This window comes from Chryseobacterium soli (genome assembly GCF_000737705.1).
Classification (GTDB): Bacteria; Bacteroidota; Bacteroidia; order Flavobacteriales; family Weeksellaceae; genus Chryseobacterium; species Chryseobacterium soli.
The window spans coordinates 84830-107295 of sequence record NZ_JPRH01000010.1; the positions used below are offsets into that span (position 1 = coordinate 84830).

Here is a 22466-nt window from a genome sequence, read left to right on the forward strand (position 1 = left end):
AGTTCTTAATGTTGAAATTGTATATTGCAATAAAGATAGATAAAAGATACCAGAAAAGCTATTCCGGCGCCCATAAATACTTCTTTTACGGTATGTCTTTTTAAAATAATCCGGGTAATTCCTACTAAGGCTGCAATACCCAGCCAGATAAGTCCCATTTTCCAGTCTAAGGCAAAAAAGAGGGCAGCTACAAAAACATTAAATGCTGTATGCATGGAACTTTTAATAAAAAAATTGCTGATCTGTAAGGCAAAGAGTAAAATTAATATAAACAGCATCACAAAATCAATATATCCATTTTTGATATAATTAAAAGTAATGTAACCGATAACACAAGCGGCAATAAACAGGTACAAAGTTTTTCTTTGAATGCGGTTGGAAACATCCATATTGGTATATCTTCCGGTTTTCACATTCCAAACCAGCCAGACTATAACAGGAACAATAACGATCAATAATATAGGCAGAAAATAAACTAGGGAATCTTTCAAGGAGTATTTCTGAACGCTCATATAAGCGAAAAATATAAATAAAGAAGTCAACGGATTAAAAAAGTCGGAGATGATTTTTGAAATTTTATATATGATTGAAGGGTGTTTTTCTTCCATGTTTAAGTTTAAAATTCAAATATAACACTATAACCAAAAAAACAATTGGTATGTATACAATAAAAACGAAGTTTTTTTTATAATTTTGCTCAACTATTTCATAATAAATAAGCAAGAGCTAACACATGAAAGAATTTTCTAAAGAGGTATACCTGAAGTGGTATGAAGATATGACAATGTGGAGAAGGTTTGAAGATAAATGCCGTTCTCTTTATTTAAAACAAAAAATCAGAGGTTTTTTACATTTGTATAATGGACAGGAGGCTATACCTGCTGGTTTTACGCATGCAATGGATTTAACTAAGGACAGTATGATTACTGCTTACCGATGCCATATACATCCAATGGCAATGGGAGTAGACCCTAAGAGAATCATGGCAGAACTTTGCGGAAAAGCAACAGGAACATCCAGAGGTATGGGTGGTTCTATGCACATTTTCAGTAAAGAACACCGTTTCTATGGAGGTCATGGTATTGTAGGAGGACAAATTCCTTTAGGAGCTGGTATTGCTTTCGCAGATAAATTTTTCGATAGAAAGGCTGTAAATATCTGTTTCTTCGGAGACGGTGCAGCAAGACAAGGTTCCTTACATGAAACGTTTAATATGGCAATGAACTGGAAACTTCCGGTAGTATTTGTTGTAGAAAACAATCAGTACGCTATGGGAACTTCTGTAAAAAGAACTGCTAATCACGAAGATATCTATAAATTAGGATTAGGTTACGAAATGCCTTGTCTTGCAGTAGATGCAATGGATCCTGAAAAAGTGGCAGAAGCTGCTTACGAGGCTATTGAAAGAGCAAGAAGAGGAGACGGACCTACATTCATAGAAGCAAGAACGTACCGTTACAGAGGACACTCTATGTCTGATGCAGAACCGTACAGATCAAAAGAAGAAGTAGCTGTTCATAAAAATGATGACCCTATGGAATTGGTAAAATCAAGAATTTTAGCAAACAACTGGGCTACTGAACAAGAATTGGAAGCTATGGATAATAAATCAAGAGATTTTGTTGACGAATGTATTGAGTTCATGGAAAACTCTCCGTATCCGGATGCAGAGAAAGTGTATGAATACGTATATTCTCAGGAAAACTATCCGTTCTTAGACAAATTAGAAAACTAAAAATAATATGAGATAGTGTGGTAATGTGCTAATTAGTTAATTAACATGTTCATTTCATTATCAGATTATCCAATTAATTCATTATCAAATTAACTCATTATCATATTAAATAAATTATGGCAGAAGTAATTACAATGCCTCGCCTTTCCGATACTATGACGGAAGGTAAAGTGGCGAAATGGCACAAGAAAGTAGGAGATAAAGTAAAAGAAGGAGATATTTTAGCTGAAATTGAAACAGATAAAGCTGTTCAGGATTTCGAGTCTGAGATCGAAGGAACTCTTTTATACGTAGGTGTAGAAGAAGGCGCTGCAGCTGCTGTTGATTCTATTTTGGCAATCATTGGTAATGAAGGAGAAGATATTTCAGCATTGAAAGGAGGAAGTGCTCCTGCTGCTGGAGGTTCAGAAGAAAAAAAATCTGAAGAAGAATCCAAAACAGAAAATAATGCACCAAGTGCAGAAAAAACAACTGCGGAAGTACCTGCAGGCGTAGAAGTGATTACAATGCCAAGACTTTCTGATACCATGACAGAAGGTAAAGTAGCAAAATGGCATAAAAATGTAGGCGATACCGTAAAAGAAGGAGATCTTCTTGCTGAGATCGAAACAGATAAAGCAGTTCAGGATTTTGAATCTGAATTTAATGGAGTATTATTGAAGCAAGGTGTTGAAGAAGGCGCTGGTGCTCCTGTAGATTCAGTATTAGCTATCATAGGGCCTGCAGGAACAGATGTTTCTGCGGTAGGTTCTGCAAAACCTGCGGCTCAGACTGCAGAAAAGCCGGCTGAACAAAAAGCTGAAGCTAAAACAGAAGAAAAGTCTGATGCTCCGGCAGTAAGTGCTTCATCTTCTGACAGAGTAGCAATTTCTCCTCTGGCTAAAAAAATAGCTCAGGAAAAAGGAGTTGATATTCATGGAATTCAAGGTTCCGGCGAAAACGGAAGAATTGTGAAGAAAGATATTGAAAACTATCAGCCTTCTCAAGCAACTCCTACTGCATCTGCTCCGGCAGCAAACGCAGCAGCACAGGTTGCCGTTAATTTCGTTCAGGGTCAGGATACGGAAAGCCAAAACTCTCAGGTAAGAAATATCATTGCAAAACGTCTTGCTGAAAGTAAATTCTCTGCTCCACATTACTACCTGATGGTAGAAATCAATATGGATAAAGCCATTGTGGCAAGAAAAGAAATCAATTTATTACCGGATACTAAAATTTCTTTTAATGACATGATTATTAAAGCGACAGCAGTTGCTTTGAGAAAACATCCACAGGTGAACTCTAGCTGGGCTGGAGACAAAATCATCCACAGAGGAAACATCAATGTTGGTGTAGCGGTAGCAATTCCTGACGGATTGGTAGTACCTGTACTTAAAAATACAGATCAGATGAACTATACCCAAATCTCTGCTGCGGTTAAAGATATGGCTGGAAGAGCTAAATCTAAAGGACTTAAAGCAAATGAAATGGAAGGTTCTACATTCTCAATCTCTAACCTGGGAATGTTCGGAATTGAAACATTCACAAGTATCATCAACCAGCCGAACTCAGCTATTCTATCTGTAGGAGCTATTATCGAGAAGCCTATCGTGAAAGATGGACAGATTGTGGTTGGAAATATCATGAAGCTTTCATTAGCTTGTGACCATAGAGTAGTAGATGGGGCAACAGGAGCTCAGTTCTTACAAACTTTAAAAACATATCTGGAAAATCCTTTAACTTTGTTACTGTAATTATCTAGTATATAGAATATTAAAACCTCTCATTTCGAGAGGTTTTTTGTTTTTATAATACTAAATTATATACGAAATGTTTAGTTGGAAACATTTTGTATACATCATCTATATTCACTATTTTTGATTTATGATTAAAGCAAAAAATGTCCATAAGTTTTATGGGAATTTAGAAGTATTAAAAGGTGTTGATATCCATATCAAAACAGGAGAAGTTGTTTCAATTGTTGGAGAATCAGGAGCTGGTAAATCTACGCTTTTACAAATTTTGGGAACATTAGACCTTCCCAGTAATTCCCATAAATATGGAACAGAGCTTGAAATAGCTGGAGAATCATTTATTAATATGAATGATAAACAGCTTTCTAAATTCAGAAACCAGAATATCGGTTTTGTATTTCAGTTTCATCAATTGCTTCCGGAATTTACTGCGATAGAAAATGTATTGCTGCCGACCAAAATAGGCGGAGCCAATGAAAAAGAAGCGATTGAAAAAGCATATGCTTTGTTTGAGGATCTAAAGATTGAACAAAGACTTCACCATAAACCCAACCAGTTATCGGGAGGAGAGGCACAGCGTGTAGCAGTGGCAAGAGCATTAATTAATTCCCCGAAAATTATCTTTGCGGATGAACCTACAGGTAACCTTGATTCAAAAAATGCTGATGATCTTCACCGATTATTTTTTGATTTAAGAGACAAATATGACCAGACTTTTGTTATTGTAACACATAATCCGAATCTTGCAGAAATTACGGACAGAAAACTCATAATGAAAGACGGATTGATTGTTGAATAAATACAGCTTTACCCATGATGAAACAATGTATCCTTCTGTTCCTTTTTATTATTTCCTGTACCAAAGCTGAGTCACAGAATATACATACTTTAGATATTCCTAAGTATAGAATTTTAGAAATAAGGGATTATTTGAAAGGGAAAAATTATAATCAGGATATAGCTGTTTTTATCAATTTTAAAGTACCCTCAGGAAAGTACCGTTATTTTTTCTATGATTTAAAAAATGATAAAATTCTGCAAAAAGCAGTCGTTTCACATGGTTCAGGTTCGGTAATTCCCCATTCAAATGCACTTAAATTTAGCAATATTGAAGGTTCCTATCAGTCTTCCTTAGGGAAATATGAAATCAGGGAAAGTTATGTAGGGAAATTTGGCAAATCATATCGGCTGAATGGGTTGGATACGACCAATGATAATGCGATGAGCAGGGCAATTATTCTTCATTCCTATAGCTGTATTCCAGATAAAGAAAGTGAAGCTCCGGCTTGTTTAAGTTTAGGGTGTCCGATGCTTTCACAGAATGCTTTTAACCAAACAGCAAAATATATAGACCAGTCAAAGCTGCCTATTGTTTTATATGCCTTTTATTAAGAATCTATTTCCCACCCTATAATTCAAGAAAATGTCAATAAAATTTTTAGCAGAAGACGACCGACCAAGAGAAAAATTTTTACAGAAAGGTAAGAATTCACTTTCTGATTCCGAATTATTGGCTATCATCATGGGAAGTGGAAACAAAGATGAAACAGCAGTAGAGCTGGCCAGGAAAATTTTGACTTCTGTAAATAACAGTTGGCACCATCTGAGTATGCTTTCAGCAAAAGATCTTATGAAGTTTAAAGGAATAGGAGAGGTAAAAGCTATTTCTATTGCCGTTGCGCTGGAGATCGGAAGAAGAAGAGCAAGTCAGGAAATTCCCGAAAAATCTTTAATAGCAAACAGTAATGATGCCTATGCCATTCTTAAAAACCATTTATCGGATCTCAGAACAGAAGAATTTTGGGCTATTTTTCTTAACCAGAGCAATAAAGTGATTCATATTTCTCAACTGACTCATGGTGGTATAAGCCAATCCATCGTTGATGTAAGAATTCTTTTTAAAACTGCATTGGATCACTTCTCAACAGGAATTATTATTGCACATAATCACCCTTCAGGAGGTCTAAAACCAAGCAAAGAAGATCTGAGCATTACCCAAAAAATTAAAGAAGGAGGAAAAACATTGAGTATCCAGCTGTTAGATCATCTGATTATTACACAGGACTCATATTTTAGTTTCTCAGATGAAGGATTATTATGATTAGAAGATTGAAATACCATGAAATTGATTTTGTTAAGTATCAAAAAACATTGTCCGGGGCATGCCAGCTTTCAGACTTTGCTCAAAAAGAATTTTTAAACATTGTTGCAGGTAAAAACTGGGGACTACTTGTATATGGGGATTATGAAGCTGTAATGCCTGTTGCGTGGTCAAATAATTTTGGAATCAAGATTGTACAGATGCCTATTCTCTGTCACCAATTGGGAGTTTTTTCCAAAGAAGACAATATTGAAATCAATCATCAGTTTTATCTGTTCTTAATGGAGAATTTCGCGATTTCATATTATGCTTTTAATAAAGACAATGGTTTTCCGATTGATCTTCAACAGAAAAAATCCTACAAAATTGCGAAGAATACTTATGAAAATGTAAAGAAAAACTATCATATTCACAGGCGAAGAAATGTAAGACATACAGCAGATATTAAAGAATTTGCTGATTTTAAAAAGAATATAATTCCCGGGGAAAAAATAGAAGATTTTTTTCTGGAAAATATAAAGGGAATTAAAAGCTTATCACTAAGGAAAAAATATTGGAATGTTATTAAAAAACTGATTGAAGCAGGTTTTTTTAGAACGTGCCAGTTGACCTATAAAGATGAATTAAAGTCTTTTGCCGGCATCTACAGTTCTAAACAGGCCAATTACCTAAGCATCTTTATCAGTACTGTAAAACTGGAGAATAAAAATATCCCTTCTATTATTATAGATGATGAGTTGCAGCATTCCATAGCAGATAAAGATTTTGATTTTATGGGAAGTAACGTTCCCAATGTAGCGGCCTTCAATGAAAGATTTGGGGCAGAAGTATATTATTTTTCAATTTTAGTTAATAAAAAACTGAATGTTATCATTAAAGTCATTAAGTTATACTTCAGAAAAAACAGGTAATTTTATATCAAAATAATCAATCATGCTAAAATTTATTAGAAATTACAAGCTTCCCTATATTGTTTATAATTACTTCCATAAAGATAAACTAAAACATAATATTCCCCTTTATAAAAAATATGGGGTAGATAAAAAATATTATTCTCCGATTTCAAGTTCAGACTTTTCTCATCTTCCGGATTCTGAAAGAAAAATAGATCAAAATAAGCTCACTAATACAGATTTTTTTAAAAACTTATCAAAAGAAAATCAGGAAAGTACTCTTCGGTATGATGAAAATGGATATTTGGTCCTCAGAAATTTTTTACGTCCCGAAGATGCTGATAAAATCAATGAAGAAGTAGATCAATTAGTGAAAGATGGAACATTGAAGTTCCACTACGGAGGAAAGCTGATGTTTGCCATCCATCATTCCGAAATTATCAAAAGAATTGGAGCCGACCAAAAACTGCTGGACTTTTTATCTGTTTTGCTGGATGGAAAAGCCAAACTTTTTCAAAGTATCAATTTCATTAATGGAAGCCAGCAGAAAACACATTCAGATAGCATTCACATGACCACTTATCCTCTGGGAGGACTTTTAGGGGTATGGATAGCTTTAGAGGATGTTGATGAGAATAACGGGGCTCTTCATTATATCCCTAAAAGCCATAAATTACCCTACTTTTTAAATTCTGATTATGATAATGAAGGAAATGCTTTTAGAATTGGTAAAAAGAGCTATAAAGCATACGAAGAATTCCTTGAGAATAAAGTAAAAGAGTTAGGACTTAAGAAAGAAATTTTTAAAGCAAAAAAAGGAGATTTGTTGATTTGGCACGCTAATATCTTACATGGAGGAGAACCTCATTTAGACAAGAACAGGACGAGAAAAAGCCTCGTATATCACATTTTTGATGAAAACAGTGTATGTTATCATGAAGTAACGCAAAGACCTGCTTTATTTGAGTTGTAATTCAGAAAATATTAGTAATTTTGCCACCTAAATTATGGCAAATTTTTCAGAATATCTACCATATGCTTTTGCATTGATTATCGCAATCCCTTTCCTGGTTTTGCTGAGACAGTTTGTACATTCGTATATTACCCTTAAAAATCAGGAGATCAAGCTGCTTTCGGTAAAATCAAATTCTGAAAATAAAACCCATTCCTACGAAAGAATGACCCTTTTTCTGGAACGGATGAAGCCATCCAACCTTATCCAGAATTTTGATAAAAAGCTGGCCGTTCATGAATTTATTTTCTTAACTGAAAAGACGATCAATGAAGAATTTGATTATAATTCTTCACAACAGCTTTACATCACTAAAAATTCATGGAAAAATATTGTAGATTCTAAAAATGCCATCATAGATCTGCTTCATTCAACCTACGAAGAACTTAATAACAATCCCGATCTGGAGGAGTTTAAGACTGTTTTTATCATGGGGTATATGAATGGAGACGATTATATTGCTGCAACAATAGAAGATTTAAGAAGAGAAATTTTAATAATAACATAAAAAATAACAAATAAATAATGATTCCAAATTTTAAAGCACATCCATGGCATGGAGTTTCTGCAGGAGAAGATGCGCCAAATGTTGTTAACGTATTCGTGGAAATCGTTCCTTCTGATACTATCAAATATGAAGTAGATAAAGAAACAGGATATTTAAAGGTAGACAGGCCACAAAAATTTTCAAATATTATTCCGGCATTATACGGTTTTGTTCCTAGAACATATTGTGATAATGAAGTAATGAAATTAGCTGTTGAAAGCGGTGCAAGCGATGTAACGACAGGAGATCATGATCCATTGGATATCTGTGTTTTAAGTTCTCACAATATTCACGGAGGAGGTTTATTTATGGAAGCTATTCCAATCGGTGGTTTCAAAATGATCGATGGTGGGGAAGCAGATGATAAGATCGTTGCCGTTATGGTAGGAGATCACGCTTTTGGACACTTCAGAGATATCGCTGAATTACCGGATGCTGAAGTAAAAAGATTGATGCATTATTTCTTAACGTACAAAAACTTACCGGATGAGCCTGCAAAATGCAGAATTCAGGAAGTGTACGGAGTAGAGCATGCTAAGAAAGTGATCAAAGCATCTCAGAAAGATTACGCAGACAAATTCGGAGGATAAAATTCCGTATACAGATTAATAAAAAGACAGATGAATTTCATCTGTCTTTTTTGTTTTTAAGTTTTTTGATAATAAGATTTTAATGGCCACCGGAAGGAATTAAAAAATTTACACCTACCTGAATGGCTATTCCCGCAAATCGGTTTTCAGCGGCGAAATTTTGGGTAATTCTGCCCATAAGACCAATTTTCATGGGAATGATCCAGTAAGAACCAAAGGCCCCGATTCCGGCAATCTGATCAGAAGCAAAACCTCCGTTTGTTCCTTTATCGTCACTTATCTGGGTGCTGTAATGCCCGAACATTCCTATTTCATCACCTCGTGTGTCCAATACATAAGATCCGCCGGCATCCACCGTGAAATGGCTGCCTTCTTTAAAATCAGTATTTTTCTGCCATTGATTGATTTCCAGGGTGGTAGCAATGCTGATATTGGTCTTAGAAGTGGGCTTTACTTTACCTGCAATCCGGATATTATGCGACCAATAACCATGTCCGCCATTGTCAGGATCATTAGGTTTGTACTTTCCTGTAGGCGCCCAAACCCCATAATTTAAAGCATAGCTGAATTTTCCTTTCGTCCAGGACAACCATACAGGCTGGATGTACATATCACCGATTCCAATGCTTTTATTGGTGAAAACATAGCTTCCGGAACCTGTTTGACTGGAGTAATAATCTAAAGCAATATCAGCGGTTGGACTGTTCAGGGTCGGAATAATCATCATGCCCCAATTTGCTCCTAAAATTTTACCCTTGCCACCATAAATAGCCATGAGTATAAAAGAATGGGTTTTCACATTTTGTTTAAGAGTAAGCTCCGTAGGATTTCCGGGAGTTGGATTGATCAGCTGATCTGATTTTTTACCCGAAGCATTGTGATAATTCATATCTGCATAACCATACCAGACAGGAATAATCCATCCTGGATGGGGTGCAAAATAATCATTGGGATTAAATGAGGAACCATTATAATGTCCCTGGGCAGAAATAGCTGTTCCCAGCAAAAGCGCTGCCAATAAAGTAATCTTTTGTTTCATATTGTGTGTTTTTGTATGGTGTATAAATAGAGTAAGGATTCGTTTCAGGCGTTCATACCAACAAAAAAATGTTTTATTTTCTTTTGTAGACAGAAACTCCTTCTTTTATCGTTTCCAAAACAACAATACTCCTGATTTGTTCAGGATCTATCGTTAATGGATTTTTATCAAGGATAACCAGATCAGCAAGCTTTCCGGCTTTAATAGATCCCTTTGTTTTTTCTTCCTGCAGTTGATAAGCAGCATTAATTGTTATTGCTTTTAAGGCTTCTAGAGGTGATATCCTTTCATTAGGGCCCAAAATCATTCCCGAACGGGTTTTTCGGTTAACGGCTGCATAGACGGCTGTAATTAAATCCGGTGGAGTTACAGGAGCATCATGATGGATAGTGAAAATGATTCCGGCTTGCAGTGCAGAATGGGCAGGGCTGATGAATGAAGCTCTTTCTGGACCGAAAACACTGGAATAATGCCAGTCTCCCCATAAGTAAGCATGCGTTGAAAAATAAGACGGAATAAGTCCCAGATCTTTTATTTTCTGAATATGATCGGGACGGCTGTTTTGAACATGAATAAGGGTAGCACGAAGCTCAGGTCTATAGATTTTTTCGTCCTTTAGCCTTTTAATAACCCGTAATGCCTGGTCAATAGCTGCATCACCGTTAACATGAAGCTGTGCTGTAATATTATTTTGAAATAACGTTTTCAGGTCATCATATAGAACTTCATCCGTAAAGATAGGAAACCCTTTATAATCAGCTGACTGACCTTCTGGTGGAACTAAATAAGGCTGGGTAAGCCACGCTGTTTTTCCTTGCGGAGAACCGTCATCAGAAAACTTGAACCCGCCAAGTTTAAGATGATTATTGTACTTCATATACTTTGGCTTAAAAGTATTGAGGTCTTTTTTGAAATATTCATAATCAGGAAAATAGACTATATCTGCTTTAAAAAGATGTTCAGAAGCTGCCTTTTCTAACAGGTGAACACTTTCTCCCATGGTTCGGCCATCACAAATAGTGGTTTGTCCGTAGCTGAGCCATTCATCCTGAGCTTTCATAAGATTTTTTAAAGCCAGTGTCTGAGGATCAGCAATTTCCTTATTCATTTTTTCAGTAAGAGCTAATAGAGCTAAAAAACTGGCATTTTCCTCTAATTTTCCGGTGAGCTTTCCTGTTTTTTTATCCCGTCCGTAATGTCCGCCATCAGGATCTTTTGAAGAATCAGATATCCCAAGCAGCTGCAGCATAGCAGTATTGGCAACACTTGCGTGACCTGAAGTGTGGATAACAATAATAGGATTGGTCTTGCTGACAGCATCCAGTTCTTCTTTAGTCGGATGCCTGTGCTCTTTCATGATGGCATCATCATAGCCATTGCCGATAACCGATTGGCTGTTGGATATTTTATGATCTTTAATGAAATTTTTCAGGGTGTTTTGAAGCTCCGGGATTGAATTTACAGTTCCATATGGGTCCGGGAAAAGATCAACCGCCTGCATCATGCCTGCGCGAGAGGTAAGGTGGCTATGAACATCAATAAATCCGGGTAATAAAACATTTCCTTTAAGATCAATCATTTTCGTATGAGAATCGGTATAATGATCAGCCTCGGATTTTTTTCCTGCAAAAAGGATCTTACCATTTTTTATAACAAGAGCTTCAGCTTGTGGTGCCTGGTCTTCCATGGTTAAAATGGGACCTCCAAAATACAGGGTTTCAGCTTTTTCTGTGGGGATTCTGGTTTGACAGCTACTAATGAATAATGCTGAGAGAATTAAATAAATTAATGCTTTCATAATTTGTGAATTTGTGGTGTCAATAAATATACAATAAAATACCTCTATAAAGCATTTGGAAAATTTGTTATATTTATAAAACTAATTACAATTCATTAATATAAAAATAATAAACTATGGGTTTGTTCTATTTAATTCCAATATTTGGTGTTGTTGCTTTATTGTATACATTTTTTCAAAGTAAATGGGTAAGCAGGCAAAATGCCGGAAACGAGAGAATGAAAGTAATCAGCGGACATATCGCTGACGGTGCTATGGCTTTTCTGAAAGCTGAGTACAAAATTTTGACATATTTCGTAGTGATCGTAGCCGTTCTGTTAATTATAATGGGAATGAGCAATGCCAATTCACACTGGAGCATAGGAATTGCCTTCATTGTAGGCGCTATATTTTCCGCGTTGGCTGGTTTTATCGGAATGAAGATAGCCACTAAGGCCAACGTGAGAACTGCAGAAGCAGCACGAACTTCCCTTGCCAAAGCATTAAAGGTTTCTTTTAACGGAGGAACCGTAATGGGAATGGGAGTTGCCGGATTAGCTGTTTTGGGATTAGGAACCCTGTTCTTGGTAATCAAGCAGATTTTTGCCCCGAATGCCACAGTGGATTCCCTTGAAATGGAAAGAACCATTGAAATTCTTACCGGATTTTCCTTAGGTGCTGAATCTATCGCCCTTTTTGCAAGAGTAGGCGGCGGAATTTACACCAAAGCAGCGGATGTAGGAGCCGACCTCGTAGGAAAAGTAGAAGCCGGAATTCCTGAAGATGATCCGCGAAACCCTGCAACCATTGCAGATAACGTAGGAGATAACGTAGGCGATGTGGCAGGAATGGGAGCGGATTTATTCGGTTCTTATGTGGCCACCGTTCTTGCGACAATGGTCTTGGGAAGAGAAACGGTTTCTGTAGATTCTTTCGGAGGCTTCGCACCCATCCTTTTGCCGATGCTTATTGCCGGAACAGGAATCATTTTTTCAATGATAGGAACCTTATTTGTAAGGATTAATGATAGTGAAGGACCATCAACGTCAAGCGTTCAGAATGCTTTAAATCTGGGAAACTGGGGAAGTATTGTTATTACTGCAGTGGCTTCCTATTTCTTAGTAAACTATATTCTTCCGGATAAAATGATTCTCAGAGGTCTTGAATTCACAAAAATGGGCGTGTTTGGGGCCATTATGGTAGGTTTGCTTGTAGGAACGTTAATGAGCATCATTACAGAATATTATACAGCGATGGGTAAAAGGCCCGTTTCCAGTATTGTAAGACAGTCTTCCACCGGTCATGCAACCAATATTATTGGGGGACTTTCAGTGGGAATGGAATCTACATTTCTCCCTATCCTTGTTTTAGCAGGAGGGATTTACGGGTCTTATTTATGTGCCGGATTATATGGAGTTGCGATTGCCGCTGCCGGAATGATGGCAACCACAGCAATGCAGCTTGCGATTGATGCTTTTGGTCCTATTGCAGACAATGCAGGAGGAATTGCTGAAATGAGTGAACTTCCAAAAGAAGTTCGCGAAAAAACAGATATTCTGGATGCCGTAGGAAACACTACTGCAGCCACAGGAAAAGGTTTTGCAATTGCTTCTGCAGCTTTAACGGCTTTGGCATTATTTGCAGCCTTCGTAGGCATTGCAGGCATCGATGGAATTGATATTTATAGAGCTGATGTCCTTGCAGGATTATTTGTAGGCGGAATGATTCCTTTTATCTTTTCATCATTAGCCATCACTGCCGTAGGACAGGCTGCCATGGCGATGGTAGAAGAAGTAAGAAGACAGTTTCGTGAGATCCCGGGGATTTTAGAAGGAAAAGCAGAACCAGAATATGAAAAATGTGTAGCCATTTCTACCGACGCATCCATTAGAAAAATGATGTTGCCGGGTGCCATTGCGATTATCTCACCGCTATTGATGGGATTTATTTTTGGACCTGAAGTATTGGGTGGATTTCTAGCAGGAGCTACCGTAACCGGAGTGTTGATGGGAATGTTTCAGAATAATGCAGGAGGTGCCTGGGATAATGCTAAAAAATCTTTTGAGAAAGGAGTGAATATTAACGGACAAACCTATTATAAAGGTTCGGAACCTCATAAAGCTTCCGTGACAGGAGATACCGTGGGAGATCCATTTAAAGATACATCAGGGCCATCTATGAATATTCTGATTAAATTGATGTCTATTGTTTCACTTGTTATTGCACCTACACTGGCGGTTTTGCATAAAGATAAAATTGAAGCCAACAGAAAAGCTAAGATCGAAAGCCTGATGGGTAAAACTGTTGCAGTAGGTTCAGGTACGGAACTTAAAAAGATTTCAGGTTCAAAAGAGGTGGTAGGACATCTGAATGAAAGTGGAGATTTCGTGTATGAAACAGGAGCTGTTGAAGAAATACAATTAAACTCCGGAAAGATAATTTCTTTAGGTCAGGGAAGCTATCTCTATCAGATGTATGAAGCAGTGAAGAAGAAAGATCAGACGCTATTGGATTCCAATAATTGGTTTACCATTCAGAATCTGTACTTTGAAACAGGATCAAGTGATCTGAAAGCAGGTTCGGAAATACAGTTGAATAATCTGGCAGAAATTTTAAATGCCTATCCGGATCTGAAAATAAAATTAGGCGGATATACGGACAATACAGGCAGCGAAGAAACCAATCAGAAACTATCCAATCTTAGAGCACAAACCGCCAAACTGAAACTGTTGGAAATGGGAATTGCCTCAGACAGAGTAGAAGCAGAAGGTTATGGTTCACAATATCCGGTGTGTCCGGCGAATGACACGGATGAATGTAAAGCCGAAAACAGAAGAATTGATGTAAGGGTTCTTGCTTTATAAAACTCAATTACATTAAACATATAAAAAGCACTGCAGAACGCAGTGCTTTTGTTTTATACAGAGTAATTATAAATGCTTTCTCAAATGCTCCATAGCTTGAATAATCACCTCATCCTTTTTAGCAAAACTAAACCGAATATAATCAGAATTATCCCTTGAATTGTAAAATGCAGAAAGGGGCAGACAAGCAGTCTTTTTTTCAATAGTCAGCCATTTGGAAAATTCAACGTCAGTCATTGTTTTGGAAATATTTCTGAAATTAACTGTTTGAAATACACTTCCTTCCGCTTTTTTTTCCACCTGTAGCGGCGTGTCTTTTATTAATTCATTGAAAATATTCCGCTTGTGTTCCATCATCTTCTGATTTTCAGTTGGATCAAACACTTCCAGATATTTTGCAATGGCATATTGAGCTGGTGCATTAGCGCTGTAAGAAATGTATTGCTGGTGGCATCTGAATCGTGCTGTAAGGTTTTCAGAAGCAAGCATATAACTCACTTTCCAGCCTGTAGTGTGAAACATTTTACCGAAAGAAAAAATACAAAATGTTCTTTTCCTTAACTCCGGATGCAGGAATGAGCTGTAATGTTCAATCCCGTCATAGCAATAGGTATCATAGATTTCTTCAGAAATTATATAGATTTCCTGGTCTTTAATCATGTCGTACAGTTGTTCCCATTCTGTCTGAGTCCATATTTTTCCTGTTGGATTCTGCGGGGAATTAACAATAATTGCTTTTGTTTTTTCGGAAATGCACTGTTGAATTTTTTCCCAGTCAATGGCGAAATCATTATCAAGATCATAATACACTGGAATTCCGCCATTCAGTACAACGGATGGTCCGTAAGTATAATATGAAGGCTGAATAATAATCACCTCATCATGTTGATTTAAAATAGATTTAAGGGCGGTATGTAAAGCAAAGGTTGCACAGGGTACAATACTTACTTCGTGATGAGTAATAGATATCGGATTTTTTCTCTTTCTATTGTAGCGGATAATATTTTCAATGAGAAATGGACTTCCCGCAAGAGGCTCATAATGATGGCAGTTAAGGTCTGCGGCTTCTCTTAAAAAGCTTTTTAACCGATCATCAATATCAAAATCAGGAATACCTAAAGAGAGGTCAAAGCTGTTATGTTGCACCGCTAGCTCAGACATCTCCGTGAAAAAAGAGTAATGGGTAAATCCGTAAATATTTTCCATCAATTTTGCATTTATATCAAATATAAGAAAAAATGCAATCCGGTAAAGATTAAATAAAAATTGTTATTTTTAGACAAATTATTCTAGCATGAAAAAACTACTCATTCCACTATTTTCTATCGCTGTGCTGGCAAGTTGCGGAGCATCTAAGGTATCCGACAGCGCACCGAAATCCTCTACTGTAGCCAAAGGAGATAAAGCGTTTCTGGCTGCATATAAAACAATTACAGCAGATGATCTAAAGAAAAACTTATACGTAATTGCCTCCGATGAAATGGAAGGAAGAGATACCGGAAGTCCGGGACAGAAAAGAGCGGGAGAGTACATGATCAATTATTATAAAAGCTTGGGGATTTCCTATCCAAAGGCGTTAGGATCATATTATCAGAAGGTTCCTTCAGATTTCATGAAAAAAAGAGGCGGTGGAAACCTGCCGGATTCTGAAAATATTCTGGCCTTTATAGAAGGATCGGAAAAACCGGAAGAAATTGTGGTTGTGTCTGCTCATTACGACCATGTAGGTGTTAAAAATGGGGTAGTATATAACGGGGCGGACGATGATGGAAGTGGTACCGTAGGTGTGATGGAAATTGCAAAAGCATTTCAGAGTGCTAAAAAAGCTGGAAACGGCCCAAAAAGGTCCATTCTTTTCCTACATGTAACAGGAGAGGAGCACGGCCTGTTTGGCTCGGAATACTACACGGAAAACCCGGTATTTCCGCTTGCCAATACTGTAGTTGACCTGAATATTGATATGATAGGCCGCGACGACCTTGCCAACAGAGGAAAACAATACGTATACGTTATCGGATCTGAAATGCTGAGCTCCCAGCTCAAAGTTATCAATGAAGCGGCTAATAAGAGAACTAACAACCTGGAATTGAATTACAAATACGACGACCCAAGCGATCCGGACAGATTATATTACAGATCGGATCACTATAATTTTGCTAAAAATAATGTGCCGGTCGCTTTCTTCTTTGACGGGATTCACGAAGATTATCACAAACCTACAGATGATGTAGAAAAAATTGATTACCCATTACTGCAAAAGAGAGCTCAGCTTGTCTTTGCAACGGCCTGGGAAATTGCCAATAGAGCTGAGAGAATTGTTGTAGATAAAAAACAATAATATTGAATTGGCAGAAAGATATTATAGAATTTTTTAAAGTGAAATTAACATCTTTTTAATTATAAAATAAACACATAATAGTTTTAAAAATAAATTGTTATGTGTTTTTACTAAAGTTTTAATTAAAGATTATGATTATTCGTGAAGCCAGAGCGGAAGATATTCCGGGCATCCAGTTCGTAAGAAATTCGGTAAAAGAAAATACCTTATCCGATCCTAATCTTGTAACCGACAAAGACTGTGAAGAGTTTTTGTTTGAAAGAGGAAAGGGCTGGGTATGTGAAATTGATGATAAGGTGGTTGGCTTCTCCATTGTAGATCTGGCAGAAAATAATATATGGGCGCTCTTTCTGCATCCTGATTTTGAAAAACAGGGAATTGGGAGAGAGCTTCATGATGTTATGCTCAACTGGTATTTTGAGCAAACAAAAGAAAAGGTATGGCTGGGAACCTCTCCCGGTACAAGAGCCGAAATGTTCTATAAACAATCAGGCTGGAAAGAAATCGGAACTCATGGAAAAAATGAGACGAAATTTGAAATGACTTTTGATGACTGGAAAAATAAACATTCATGAAACAAACAATGAAATCAATCCGGCCCTTCATAGGCTCTAAAGACTTTGAAATCAGCAGAAACTTTTATAAAGATTTAGGATTTGAAGAAGTGATTCTTGAGCCTAAATTATCCTTGTTTAAAAAACAGGAAATTGGGTTTTATCTTCAGGATTATTATGCCAAAGACTGGATTGATAATACCATGATTTTTATCGAAGTCAGCAATGCTGATGACTGCTGGAAAGAGCTCATATCCTTACACCTTACTGAAAAATATAAAGACGTGAGGCTTGTTCCTTTAAGAACATTGGATTGGGGAAAAGAATGCTTTGTGCATGATCCTTCCGGGATTCTCTGGCATTTTGGAGAATTTTATACCAATAATTGAGGATGATTTACGCTTTTGACACCTATTATTACGAAGATTACGCCAATACTGTCTGTATTGCATTCGAAGACTGGACTTCCGAAAGCGAATCTGAGATTTTTACCGAAAAAATGGCAATAACTGCTGCCTATGAGAGCGGTGCTTTTTACAAAAGAGAACTGCCGTGCATCATAAGTTTGTTACAGAAAATCCCTCTGAAAGATGGGGATCTTATTATTGTAGATGGTTATGTGACGCTTAATGATGAAGGTAAAACAGGACTTGGAGGCTATTTGTATAAAGCTCTGGATCAGAAATACCCTGTCATAGGAATTGCTAAAAATGAATTTAATGCACCCGATTCTCAAAGAAGGTGTGTACACCGCGGGGAAAGTAAAACAGCTCTTTTTCTTACTGTCAAAGGCGCTGATATAGATGATATACAGGTAAAAGTAGAACAGATGCATGGATCTTTCAGAATGCCGACACTACTGAAGAAGCTCGATCATTTAAGCAGAACATAAGTACATCAATCTCACCTAAAACAATATCAATTTTTTGATTAAAATAAAAATAGAGAAAATTCATGACACAGAATATACCAATTGGTATTTTTTAAGTATCTTTGTCAGGAATACTTTCAGAAAAGTAAAGAAAGTAAATTTTTTTAATTAATAATATACCGATCGGTATATAAAACAAATAGAATATGAAAGACGTATTTATTGTTGCCGCAAAACGTACTCCCATCGGTGGATTTATGGGAAGCCTGATGGAATTTACTGCAACACAGCTTGGCGCAATTGCTATTCGGAATGCATATGAAAGCTTGTCATTTTCTCCTGAATATATTGACAGCGTGTACATGGGCAATGTATTGAGTGCCGGAGTAGGACAATCGCCGGCAAGGCAGGCTGCTATTTTTTCGAACATTCCGGTGGATAAAGATGCTACCACCATCAATAAAGTTTGTGCTTCAGGAATGAAAGCCGCAATGCTCGGAGCACAGCAGATCCAGCTGGGACAGGAACATATTGTCGTTGCAGGGGGAATGGAAAGCATGAGTAATGTTCCTCATTATACCCATATCCGGAATGGTAAAAAGCTTGGAGATACCGTTCTTACAGACGGACTGATAAAAGACGGTTTATGGGATGTTTATCATGATTTCCATATGGGAAGTGCTGCTGAACTGGGCGTGAAAAAATATGGCCATACCAGAAAGGAGCTAGATGATTACGCCCTGCTTTCCTACAAAAAAGCGCAGGAGGCTTCAGCAAATAATAAGTTTGAAAATGAAATCATTCCGATACGTATAGAAGGAAAAAAAGGAGCGGTAGTTATTGATAAAGACGAAGATATCGACAAGCTTATTCCTGAAAAAGTATCCCAATTGAAACCTGCTTTTGAAAAAGACGGCTTTTTGACGGCTGCTAATTCGAGTAATCTCAACGACGGAGCAGCAGCAATTATTCTGGCATCTGAAGAAGCGATTCGTAAACACCAGCTGCAACCTTTAGCTAAAATCATTTCCTACGCAGATGCAGCCCAGGCTCCTGAATGGTTTACTACCTCTCCGGCTATTGCCATCAACAAAGCATTGGAACAGGCTGGCCTCAAGATTAGTGATATTGATTATTTTGAAATTAATGAAGCGTATTCCTCTGTTATTCTCTCCAACCAGCAGATTTTAGGATATGATCTGGAAAAAGTGAATATCTATGGCGGGGCAGTGGCCATGGGACATCCGATAGGAGCTTCAGGCGCAAGAATACTAGTAACGCTGTTAAGTGTATTACAACAGGAAAAAGGCAGATACGGGGTCGCAGCGATCTGCAATGGAGGCGGTGGTGCTTCTGCTATCATTATCGAAAATATGAATGTATAAAAAATAATAAGATTTAAACAATGGAACAATACGATGTAGCCGTTATCGGCTCAGGTCCTGGCGGATATGTTGCTGCTATACGAAGTGCACAGCTGGGATATAAAACTGTAATTATTGAAAAATACAAGACTTTGGGCGGAACCTGTACCAATGTAGGATGCATTCCTACCAAAGCTCTTTTGGACAGCACTCATCACTTCCATGATGCACTCCATAAATTCGGGGCTCATGGGATTGATGTAGGATCTGTACAACTGAATTTCGATCAACTTTATAAAAGGAAAACTGAGGTAGTGCTAAAGAATACGCAGGGCCTCGACTTTCTGATGAAAAAGAACAAAATAACCCATCTGGAAGGAACCGCTTCTTTTGCTGATAATTCGGTACTTACGGTAACCGCTGAAGATGGATCGATAATAACGATCAAAGCGGATCAGTATATTATCGCAACCGGCTCAAAACCTGCTACCATTCCCGGTGTTGTGATCGATAAAAAAAGAATCATCACCTCAACAGAAGCCTTATCACTTAAAGAACAGCCCAAATCATTAGTGATTGTTGGCGGGGGAGTAATAGGAGTGGAAATGGCTTCTATTTTCAACAGAATAGGAACAAAAGTAACGATCCTTGAGTATGCCGATAATCTGATTGCTACTATGGACCGTGATCTGGGAAAATCGCTTAAAAAAATAATGAGCAAAGAAGGAATTGATGTGCGTCTTCAACAGTCTGTCTACAAAGCAGAAAACCTGGGCAATACAGCTAAAGTCTGGTTTAAAGACCAACAAGGAAAAGAACAGGAGCTGGAAGCAGACTATATTCTGGTTGCCGTAGGAAGAAAACCGTATACTGAAAATCTTGGTCTTGAAAATACCAATATACAGCTAAGTACTAAAGGCACCATCGTGGTTAATGAAGATCTTCAGACCTGTGTTCCCGGAATCTATGCCATTGGTGATGTCATAGGAGGGGCAATGCTGGCTCATAAGGCAGAAGAGGAAGGAGTATTTGTAGTGGAAAGAATAAATGGCCAGAAACACCACATTCACTATGACAGAATTCCGTCGGTAGTGTATACGTGGCCCGAAGTATCATCGGTTGGGGCTACAGAAGAAGAATTGAAGCAGAAAGGACTCGAATATATCATTGGGAAATTTCCTTTTTCAGCAAATGCAAGGGCAAGAGCCGGAATGGATACCGAAGGCTTTGTAAAAGTAATCGCAGATCCGAAATACGGCGAATTACTGGGAGTACATATTATCGGGGCAAGAGCCGCAGACCTGATTGCGCAGGCTGTCGTAGGTCTTGAGTATGAAGTAACTACTGAGGATATGGCCAGAATATCTTACGCACATCCTACTTATGCAGAGGTCCTTAAAGAATCCTATACCATTGCTTCCGGACTTCCATCCATTAATATTTAAAAACGGTTATTTTAACCGTTTTTGTTATCTTAGGGCTTTTCCTTTATTCATGAGCTTATTCAATAAAGAAAAAAATTAGTATTCAACCTAAAAAGTAAAGCATGATCCAATTTAAATATGTGATTCTCTATGTAGCAGACGTAGAAAAATCAATGAATTTTTATAAAGACACCTTCAACTTAGAGATTAAGTTCATTACTCCCGAAAAAGATTACGGAGAACTGACGACAGGAGAAACGTCTCTGTCTTTTGCCTCACTGGAACTCGCCTCATCTAATATAAAAGAAGGTTTTTTAAAATCAGAGGGCCAGCAGAAACCTTTCGGAATAGAGTTGGGCTTTGTAACGGATGATGTAGAATCGTTGGTTCAGACTTCTATTGCCAATGGCGCATCACTATACGAAGAAATTACGGTAAAACCCTGGGGACAGAAAGTCGCTTATATCAGAGATGTGGATCATTATTTAGTTGAAATTTGTACCGAAATTAAATAGCACCGCATGAAACACCATTTTGCAGATTTATCATACAGAGAAGAAAACTATTGGACCATTGTTCCCAATTATGAAAGATTTGCCTACTCTATTAAGCATGAAATGATGGAGAAAACTGAGGTTAGAGTTTTGACGATCAGTAAGCATGATGAAAATTGGAAAGAGGTCTTTGATTGCCCCAATCTTGAAGAACTGACCTTAGATAGTCCCACTAAAGAGCAAGTAGAGGCTATAAAGGAACTCACACAGCTTAAAAGACTGCGGCTATCTTTTTTTCGGGCTAAGGATATAGAATTTATCGGCAGTTTAGAAAACTTAGAAGAAGTTGCCTTTGAATATGTCTCAGGGTTTTCAGACCTCAGCCCTATGCAGAAATTAAAGAAACTAAGATCCCTGCATCTTGAGAACCTTCGGAAAGTTTCCAACTTTGATGGATTAAGAGGTATTGACAGCTTACAGTACTTGCTTATTGATGGCACATTGGACTGGAATCAGCCTATTGATGATTTTTCATTTTTGGAAGGGCTGCCTGATCTGGAATTCTTAAACCTTGGATTCGTCGGTAATAAATCCGAGTTTCCTGCACTTCTACCTTTTTTAACCCTGAAAAAATTAAAACGTTTAATGGTTGGGATAGCAACGTTCAGCACCAAAGAATATGCATTTTTAAATATTGCTTTACCGCATGTTATAAAAGGGTATACAGATGATGAAACCTCATGGTCTCCCTACTATCAGTTCAATAATGGGGATATATACTTCCTTGGCAAAGGCTCCCGCACGGTGAAAAACAATTCCTCTACTGCTGCTGATAAAAAAGAAACCGCTCTCAGACAATTTGAAATTTATGTTCACGAAGCAGAAAAGCTCATTAAAACCCATTTGTCTCGCAAATAAATAGGAACGAATTGTATGTACGTATTCATGTAAAATGTATTTATGATTTTAAAAGTAGGGTATTTTTTAGCAAAATAGGAGGGCGGGGATGTACTCATTATGTGATAAAATAGCAGTAAATCATTTTGATTTTGATGAATAGCACAAAAAATAGTCCGGATTAAAAAAACAAAGAAGAAAATCACTTATTATGATAATCCGTGGAAAGAGGT

The 22466-nt window shown here is 37.4% G+C and carries 22 protein-coding genes; 18 read left to right on the forward strand and 4 right to left on the reverse strand.

Going from position 1 to position 22466, the window contains the following annotated elements:
* Positions 1 to 5 precede the first annotated feature (5 nt).
* On the reverse strand, positions 6 to 608 hold the full coding sequence (locus IW15_RS18800; RefSeq protein ID WP_051882214.1) for a phosphatase PAP2 family protein: 603 nt from the start codon (positions 606 to 608) through the stop codon (positions 6 to 8).
* 125 nt (positions 609 to 733) lie between these two features.
* Here IW15_RS18800 and pdhA point away from each other — a divergent pair, with 125 nt between their 5' ends.
* The 9 genes from pdhA (at position 734) to IW15_RS18845 (ending at position 8611) form a co-directional block, all read left to right on the forward strand.
* Positions 734 to 1735, forward strand: a complete 1002-nt coding sequence (gene pdhA, locus IW15_RS18805; protein WP_034714534.1) for a pyruvate dehydrogenase (acetyl-transferring) E1 component subunit alpha — start codon at positions 734 to 736, stop codon at positions 1733 to 1735.
* Between the two features lie 116 nt (positions 1736 to 1851).
* Positions 1852 to 3468 (forward strand): pyruvate dehydrogenase complex dihydrolipoamide acetyltransferase, encoded by a 1617-nt coding sequence (locus IW15_RS18810; protein ID WP_034714535.1) that lies wholly within the window; start codon positions 1852 to 1854, stop codon positions 3466 to 3468.
* 130 nt (positions 3469 to 3598) lie between these two features.
* Entirely contained in the window at positions 3599 to 4267 is a 669-nt protein-coding gene (locus IW15_RS18815) for an ABC transporter ATP-binding protein (RefSeq protein WP_034714536.1), read from the forward strand.
* A gap of 14 nt (positions 4268 to 4281) precedes the next feature.
* The gene (locus IW15_RS18820) at positions 4282 to 4860 is read left to right on the forward strand and encodes a murein L,D-transpeptidase catalytic domain-containing protein (RefSeq protein ID WP_034714537.1); all 579 of its coding nucleotides are present in this window, start codon (positions 4282 to 4284) and stop codon (positions 4858 to 4860) included.
* A gap of 31 nt (positions 4861 to 4891) precedes the next feature.
* Complete coding sequence (gene radC / locus IW15_RS18825; protein WP_034714538.1) at positions 4892 to 5569, forward strand: RadC family protein; 678 nt, start codon at positions 4892 to 4894, stop codon at positions 5567 to 5569.
* Entirely contained in the window at positions 5566 to 6480 is a 915-nt protein-coding gene (locus IW15_RS22175) for a hypothetical protein (RefSeq protein ID WP_051882215.1), read from the forward strand. Before radC ends, IW15_RS22175 begins: the two co-directional genes overlap by 4 nt.
* Positions 6481 to 6502: 22 nt before the next feature.
* On the forward strand, positions 6503 to 7435 hold the full coding sequence (locus IW15_RS18835) for a phytanoyl-CoA dioxygenase family protein (RefSeq protein WP_034714539.1): 933 nt from the start codon (positions 6503 to 6505) through the stop codon (positions 7433 to 7435).
* Positions 7436 to 7469: 34 nt separating this feature from the next.
* Positions 7470 to 7982, forward strand: a complete 513-nt coding sequence (locus tag IW15_RS18840) for a DUF7935 family protein (RefSeq protein ID WP_034714541.1) — start codon at positions 7470 to 7472, stop codon at positions 7980 to 7982.
* A gap of 17 nt (positions 7983 to 7999) precedes the next feature.
* Positions 8000 to 8611: an inorganic pyrophosphatase gene (locus tag IW15_RS18845; RefSeq protein ID WP_034714543.1), complete on the forward strand. Its 612-nt coding sequence runs from the start codon at positions 8000 to 8002 to the stop codon at positions 8609 to 8611.
* A gap of 79 nt (positions 8612 to 8690) precedes the next feature.
* Here the strand turns inward: IW15_RS18845 and IW15_RS18850 are convergent, their stop codons facing one another.
* Together IW15_RS18850 and IW15_RS18855 are read right to left on the reverse strand one after the other, a co-directional pair.
* A complete protein-coding gene (locus IW15_RS18850) occupies positions 8691 to 9650 on the reverse strand; it encodes a SphA family protein (protein ID WP_034714545.1) in 960 nt (319 codons plus the stop codon).
* Positions 9651 to 9723: 73 nt separating this feature from the next.
* A complete protein-coding gene (locus tag IW15_RS18855) occupies positions 9724 to 11448 on the reverse strand; it encodes an amidohydrolase (protein WP_034714547.1) in 1725 nt (574 codons plus the stop codon).
* Positions 11449 to 11564: 116 nt separating this feature from the next.
* Here IW15_RS18855 and IW15_RS18860 point away from each other — a divergent pair, with 116 nt between their 5' ends.
* Positions 11565 to 14291 (forward strand): sodium-translocating pyrophosphatase, encoded by a 2727-nt coding sequence (locus tag IW15_RS18860; protein ID WP_034714548.1) that lies wholly within the window; start codon positions 11565 to 11567, stop codon positions 14289 to 14291.
* A gap of 66 nt (positions 14292 to 14357) precedes the next feature.
* On the opposite strand, the gene IW15_RS18865 is transcribed toward IW15_RS18860, so the two are convergent.
* Positions 14358 to 15497, reverse strand: a complete 1140-nt coding sequence (locus IW15_RS18865) for an aminotransferase class I/II-fold pyridoxal phosphate-dependent enzyme (protein WP_034714550.1) — start codon at positions 15495 to 15497, stop codon at positions 14358 to 14360.
* Positions 15498 to 15585: 88 nt separating this feature from the next.
* On the opposite strand from IW15_RS18865, the gene IW15_RS18870 reads away from it, so the two are divergent.
* The 8 genes from IW15_RS18870 (at position 15586) to IW15_RS18905 (ending at position 22254) form a co-directional block, all read left to right on the forward strand.
* Positions 15586 to 16629, forward strand: a complete 1044-nt coding sequence (locus IW15_RS18870; RefSeq protein ID WP_034714552.1) for a M28 family metallopeptidase — start codon at positions 15586 to 15588, stop codon at positions 16627 to 16629.
* A 131-nt stretch (positions 16630 to 16760) separates the two neighbouring features.
* Entirely contained in the window at positions 16761 to 17204 is a 444-nt protein-coding gene (locus IW15_RS18875; protein ID WP_034714555.1) for a GNAT family N-acetyltransferase, read from the forward strand.
* Positions 17201 to 17572 (forward strand): VOC family protein, encoded by a 372-nt coding sequence (locus tag IW15_RS18880; protein ID WP_034714557.1) that lies wholly within the window; start codon positions 17201 to 17203, stop codon positions 17570 to 17572. Before IW15_RS18875 ends, IW15_RS18880 begins: the two co-directional genes overlap by 4 nt.
* A 2-nt stretch (positions 17573 to 17574) precedes the next feature.
* Positions 17575 to 18075, forward strand: a complete 501-nt coding sequence (locus IW15_RS18885) for an endonuclease V (protein ID WP_034714559.1) — start codon at positions 17575 to 17577, stop codon at positions 18073 to 18075.
* Positions 18076 to 18260: 185 nt separating this feature from the next.
* The gene (locus tag IW15_RS18890; RefSeq protein WP_034714561.1) at positions 18261 to 19439 is read left to right on the forward strand and encodes an acetyl-CoA C-acyltransferase; all 1179 of its coding nucleotides are present in this window, start codon (positions 18261 to 18263) and stop codon (positions 19437 to 19439) included.
* 20 nt (positions 19440 to 19459) lie between these two features.
* On the forward strand, positions 19460 to 20863 hold the full coding sequence (gene lpdA, locus IW15_RS18895) for a dihydrolipoyl dehydrogenase (RefSeq protein ID WP_034714563.1): 1404 nt from the start codon (positions 19460 to 19462) through the stop codon (positions 20861 to 20863).
* A 101-nt stretch (positions 20864 to 20964) separates the two neighbouring features.
* The gene (locus IW15_RS18900; RefSeq protein WP_034714565.1) at positions 20965 to 21357 is read left to right on the forward strand and encodes a VOC family protein; all 393 of its coding nucleotides are present in this window, start codon (positions 20965 to 20967) and stop codon (positions 21355 to 21357) included.
* 6 nt (positions 21358 to 21363) lie between these two features.
* Positions 21364 to 22254, forward strand: coding sequence for a leucine-rich repeat domain-containing protein (locus tag IW15_RS18905; protein WP_034714567.1), 891 nt, complete (start codon positions 21364 to 21366; stop codon positions 22252 to 22254).
* The last annotated feature ends 212 nt before the right edge of the window (positions 22255 to 22466 follow it).